This window comes from Nocardioides sp. P5_C9_2 (assembly GCF_054049555.1).
Genome location: NZ_JBFUMD010000295.1, coordinates 1 through 4,980 on the forward strand (window position 1 = coordinate 1; position 4,980 = coordinate 4,980).

At 72.2% G+C, this 4,980-nt stretch carries 5 protein-coding genes and 1 pseudogene; 5 read left to right on the top strand and 1 reads right to left on the bottom strand.

Annotation, left to right across the window (positions count from 1 at the left end; all coding sequences use genetic code 11):
- From ACXJKL_RS14310 to glpX, 3 genes and pseudogenes are all read left to right on the top strand, one after another.
- Positions 1–182 (top strand): annotated as a pseudogene (locus tag ACXJKL_RS14310) (molybdate ABC transporter permease subunit); the annotation flags it as partial.
- Positions 179–1,165: a sulfate/molybdate ABC transporter ATP-binding protein gene (locus ACXJKL_RS14315; RefSeq protein WP_457207715.1), complete on the top strand. Its 987-nt coding sequence runs from the start codon at positions 179–181 to the stop codon at positions 1,163–1,165. The pseudogene ACXJKL_RS14310 and the gene ACXJKL_RS14315, both read left to right, overlap by 4 nt.
- 9 nt (positions 1,166–1,174) lie before the next feature.
- Positions 1,175–2,185, top strand: a complete 1,011-nt coding sequence (gene glpX / locus ACXJKL_RS14320; protein WP_457207716.1) for a class II fructose-bisphosphatase — start codon at positions 1,175–1,177, stop codon at positions 2,183–2,185.
- On the opposite strand, the gene ACXJKL_RS14325 is transcribed toward glpX, so the two are convergent.
- Entirely contained in the window at positions 2,150–2,977 is an 828-nt protein-coding gene (locus tag ACXJKL_RS14325; protein ID WP_457207717.1) for an esterase/lipase family protein, read from the bottom strand. The genes glpX and ACXJKL_RS14325 overlap by 36 nt on opposite strands.
- Positions 2,978–3,088: 111 nt before the next feature.
- On the opposite strand from ACXJKL_RS14325, the gene ACXJKL_RS14330 reads away from it, so the two are divergent.
- Complete coding sequence (locus ACXJKL_RS14330) at positions 3,089–4,039, top strand: alpha/beta fold hydrolase (protein WP_457207718.1); 951 nt, start codon at positions 3,089–3,091, stop codon at positions 4,037–4,039.
- A 138-nt stretch (positions 4,040–4,177) separates the two neighbouring features.
- Positions 4,178–4,980 (top strand): extracellular solute-binding protein (locus ACXJKL_RS14335; protein ID WP_457207719.1); only part of this gene is annotated, 803 nt, incomplete at its 3' end.

A 4,980-nucleotide genomic window follows, 5' to 3' on the forward strand; every position in this document is an offset into this window, starting at 1 on the left:
AGTTCGGCGCCACGATCACCTTCAACGGCAACTACCCGGGCACCACCCAGACCATGCCGATCCTCATCTACGTCAGCCGGCAGTCCGACCAGGGCGCCGCCCAGGCCATGAGCCTGGTCATGCTCGTGTTCTCCCTGGCCGTGCTGCTCCTCCTGAGGGACCGATGGCTGGGGACCCCGTGAGCCGGTCAGGGACCGGGCTCGACGTCGACCTCGAGGTGCCCGGCAGGGTCCGGGCCGCCTTCGTCGGGCGGCCCGGCCAGGTCATCGCCCTCATCGGTCCCAACGGCGCGGGCAAGAGCAGCGTGGTGCACGCCCTCGCCGGGCTCGTGCGCGCCGACGGTCGTGCCCGCCTCGACGACCTGGACCTGCTGCCCCGCTCCGCGCGCGAGCGGGAGGTGGGGCTGGTCTTCCAGGACCGGGCGCTCTTCCCGCACCTGTCCGCGCGCGACAACGTCGCGTTCGGACCCCGGTCACGGGGCGTCTCGCGCCGCGAGGCCCGGCATCGGGCCGAGCAGTGGCTCGCCCGGGTGGGGCTCGCCGACCTGGCCGACCGCCGCCCGGGCGAGCTCTCGGGCGGCCAGGCCCAACGGGTGGCCATCGCCCGCGCCCTGGCCACCGAGCCGCGGCTGCTGCTGCTGGACGAGCCGATGGCAGGCCTCGACGTCACCGTGGCGATGGCGCTGCGGATCGAGCTGGCCCGGCACCTGCGCGACTACGACGGCGTGACGCTGCTCGTCACCCACGACGCGCTCGACGCCCTGGCCCTGGCCGACCACGTGGTCGTGCTCGACGGGGGTCGGGTCGCCCAGCAGGGCACCCCGGACGACGTGGCGGCCCACCCCCGCACCTCGCACGTGGCCCGGCTGGTCGGTCTCAACCTCCTGCGCGACGACGACGGGTTCACCTCGTTCCGGCCCCAGGACGTCACCGTGAGCCTGCACCGGCCGGACGGCTCCGCCCGGTTGGCGTGGTCCGGCCCGGTGACCAGCGCGCAGCAGCACGGCGACGCCGTACGCCTGCTCGTCGGGACCGACCCGCCGCTGCTCGCCGACGTGACCCCCCAGGCCACCGCCGAGCTCGACCTCGCACCGGGCCGCGACGTGTGGCTGTCGGTGAAGGCCACGGCCGTGCGCCGGTACGGCCACGTCGATGCGGGCCGCTAGCATGCGCCCATGACGCCGAGCGACGCCGTGCCGAAGCCCGACCGCAACCTCGCCCTGGAGCTGGTGCGGGTCACCGAGGCGGCCGCCATGGCGGCGGGCCGCTGGGTCGGGCGCGGTGACAAGAACGACGCCGACGGCGTCGCGGTCAACGCGATGCGGGTGATGATCTCCACCATCGGCATGCGTGGCACCGTGGTGATCGGCGAGGGCGAGAAGGACAACGCCCCGATGCTCTACAACGGCGAGCAGGTGGGCGACGGCACCGGTCCCGAGTGCGACGTCGCGGTGGACCCGATCGACGGCACCACCCTGACCGCCAAGGGCATGAACAACGCGATCGCGGTGCTCGCGGTCGCCCCCCGCGGCTCGATGTACGACCCGTCCGCGGTGTTCTACATGGAGAAGCTGGTCACCGGCCCGGAGGCCGCCGACGTCGTCGACATCCGCCTGCCGGTCGCCGAGAACATCCACCGGGTGGCCAAGGCCAAGGGCAGCTCGGCCCACGACGTGACAGTCGTGCTGCTCGACCGCCCCCGGCACGCCCAGCTCGTCGAGGAGATCCGGCAGACCGGGGCGCGCATCAAGTTCATCGAGGACGGCGACGTCGCCGGCGCGATCATGGCCGCCCGTCCCGACACCGGGGTCGACCTGCTCCTCGGCGTCGGCGGCACTCCGGAGGGCATCATCGCGGCCTGCGCGATGAAGAGCCTGGGCGGTGTGATCCAGGGCCGCCTGTGGCCCCAGGACGACGACGAGCGCCAGAAGGCCCTCGACGCCGGCCACGACCTCGATCCCGACTTCGTGCTCGACACCGACCTGCTGGTCACCGGGGACGACTGCTTCTTCGTCGCCACCGGCATCACCGACGGCGAGCTGATGCGTGGGGTGCGCTACCGCGCCGACGGGGCGACCACCGACTCGCTGGTCATGCGCTCGCGCAGCGGCACGATCCGCCGGATCTCCTCCGAGCACCAGCTCTCGAAGCTACGCGATTTCTCCGCGATCGACTTCGACAACTGACGCCCCGGGGCGCAGGGCCCGCACGACCTCGGTCATGACCCGCGGGTCGACCGCCATGCCCACGTGCGACGCCCGCACCTCCACCGCCAGCGCGGCCGGGTCGATGCATGCCCGCCAGTCGACGATGCCGTCCCGACGGCTGTAGATCGCGGTGAAGTCGACGCCCGCGGGCAGCGCGGCGCGCCCGTCGTCGAAGCTGCGGCGCGCGCAGGCGCCGGCGACGCAGTCCTGCGACATCAGTCCCGGCACCCCGGCGCGGCTGAGTCGCACGAGGAGCGCCACGCTGGCCGACAGGCTCACGTGGTGGGCACCGGGCGCCAGCACTGGGCTCCCCAGGGTCACGAGGCCGGAGACGAGGTCGGGGCGCCGGGCCGCGACGCCGCGCGCGAGCATCCCGCCCAGGCTGTGGCCGACGATGCGCACCTGCGACCCGCGACGCTGGGCGATCGACTCCAGCCTCGCCTCGAGCAGCGCTGAGGCGCCGAGGGTGCACCCGACGTTGGCGTGGATCTGCGAGCGGTAGGCCCGGAAGCCCTGCTGCACCAGTGCCCGGCGCATCAGGCCCAGGGACCCGTCGCCGGCCATGAAGCCCGGGACCAGCAGCACGGGGTCGTCGTTGCGTGGCAGCGTCCGCTCCCAGTACGCCGCACCCCGCCGCCCGCGGTGGCCCACCGCGGCCAGGGCATAGCGTCCGGCCTCGCCCACGACTCGCCCCTCACCCAGCACCGCCCGGGCCAGGGGGCGTTCGAAGCCCTCCGGCCGCAGGAAGTCGGCGAGTGTGGTCGTGGTCACATCAACAAACGTAGCGTCCGGGTCGCCCGGCACCCGGGATGCGGCACGCAAATCGCCCACCTGGGGGTGGACGACCGCCTTCGCCTCCGCACCTGTTGTTGACTGGGGAGCATGTCCACCGCCCGGCCCTCCGAGCCCGACCAGCCCTTGGGTGAGGTGCGGGTGTCCGACGAGCTCTTCGCCCCGGTCAGTCCGGGGATCGAGCTGTGCTACCAGACCTTCGGCTCCCCCGACGACGACCCGCTGCTGCTGGTGATGGGCCTGGGGGGCCCGATGACGTGGTGGGACACCGACCTCTGCGAGCGCCTCGCGCGGGCGGGCTTCTTCGTCATCCGCTACGACAACCGCGACACGGGCCGCTCGACGAAGGTGCGGGCCCGCGTCGGACGCGCCCAGCTCCTCCGGGCGTTCACCACCGGCCGGGCGCGGACGCCGTACTCGCTCGACGACCTCGCCGGTGACGGCCTGGCCCTGCTGGACCATCTCGGCCTCGCCGCCGCGCACGTCGTCGGCGTCTCCATGGGCGGCATGATCGTCCAGACGATGGCCGTCACGGCCCCCGCGCGGGTGCTGTCCATGTCGAGCATCATGTCCACCACCGGACGGCGCACCGTCGGCTGGCAGAGCCCCCAGCTGCTGCCGATGCTGGTGRCCCCCCGCAGGCCGGGGCGTGAGGCCTACGTGCAGTCCAGCTCGGCCATGTGGAAGGTGATCGGCTCCCCCGGCTTCTCCACCGACGCCGAGACCCGGCGCCGACGGGCCGAGGAGACCTTCGACCGCGGCTTCTCCGCCAGTGGCGTGATGCGCCAGATGCTGGCCATCGTCACGCAGCCCAACCGCACGGTGGCCCTCCGCTCCCTGGGCATCCCGGCGCTCGTGATCCACGGGCTCGCGGACAAGATGGTCCACGTCTCGGGCGGCCGAGCCACGGCCTCCGCCGTTCCCGGCACGGAGCTGCTGCTCATCGAGGGCATGGGCCACGACATGCCCGAGCAGCTGTTCGACACGTTCGTCGACGCGATCCGCCGCACGGCGGACCGCGCCGACTCCCGCCACCGTTAAGGGATTGAGACCCCGCACGGGTGGCACCGCCTTGCCAAATGCCGCCGCAAGGACTAGACGTGACCTACACCACAACAGGAGGAGCGCATGAACCGTCCCTCAGGGCGCCGTTCAAGGCGTCGGGCATCACGAAAGGTCGTGGCCACCGCGGCCGCGATCGTCTGCACCGCATCGCTCGCCGCGTGCTCGGGTGACGACGGCGGAAAGCCCGAGCTCACCTGGTACATCAACCCCGATGCGGGCGGCCAGGAGGCAGTTGCCAAGGCCTGCTCGACCGACGAGTACTCGATCGACGTCGAGGTCCTGCCCCAGGACTCCAGCCAGCAGCGCATCCAGCTGGCACGGCGTCTCGCCGCGGGGGATCCGGAGATCGACCTGATGAGCGTCGACCCGCCGTTCACGGCCGAATTCGCCAACGCCGGCTACCTGGCCGAGATCCCCCAGGACCTGCAGGACAAGTTCAAGGCGCAGGCGTTCGAGAGTGCGAGCGCCGCCGCGACCTGGGAGGACCAGCTGGTCGTGGCACCGTTCTGGTCCAACACGCAGGTGCTCTGGTACCGCAAGTCGTTCGTGGACAAGGCCGGCATCGACATGGGCCAGCCGGTCACCTGGGACCAGATCATCAAGGCCGCCAGCGACAACGGCGGGAAGATCGGCGTCCAGGCCAACAAGTACGAGGGCTACTCCGTGTGGATCAACGCCCTGATCTCGGGCGCGGGCGGTGAGATCGCCTCGGAGACCGACAAGGGCGCCGACGCCCAGATCGACATCGCGTCCCCCGCGGGCAAGGAGGCCGCCCGGGTCATCCAGAAGCTGGCCGACTCGAAGGCCGCACCGCCCGACCTCTCGGTGTCCAACGAGGGCACCGCGGGCACCACCTTCGGCAGCGACGAGGGCTCGTTCCTGGTCAACTGGACCTACATCTGGGGCAACTACGGCGA

Excerpts from the sequence above, each read along its gene's own strand:
- glpX (WP_457207716.1), top strand. The coding sequence starts at position 1,175 with ATGACGCCGAGCGACGCCGTGCCGAAGCCCGACCGCAACCTCGCCCTG.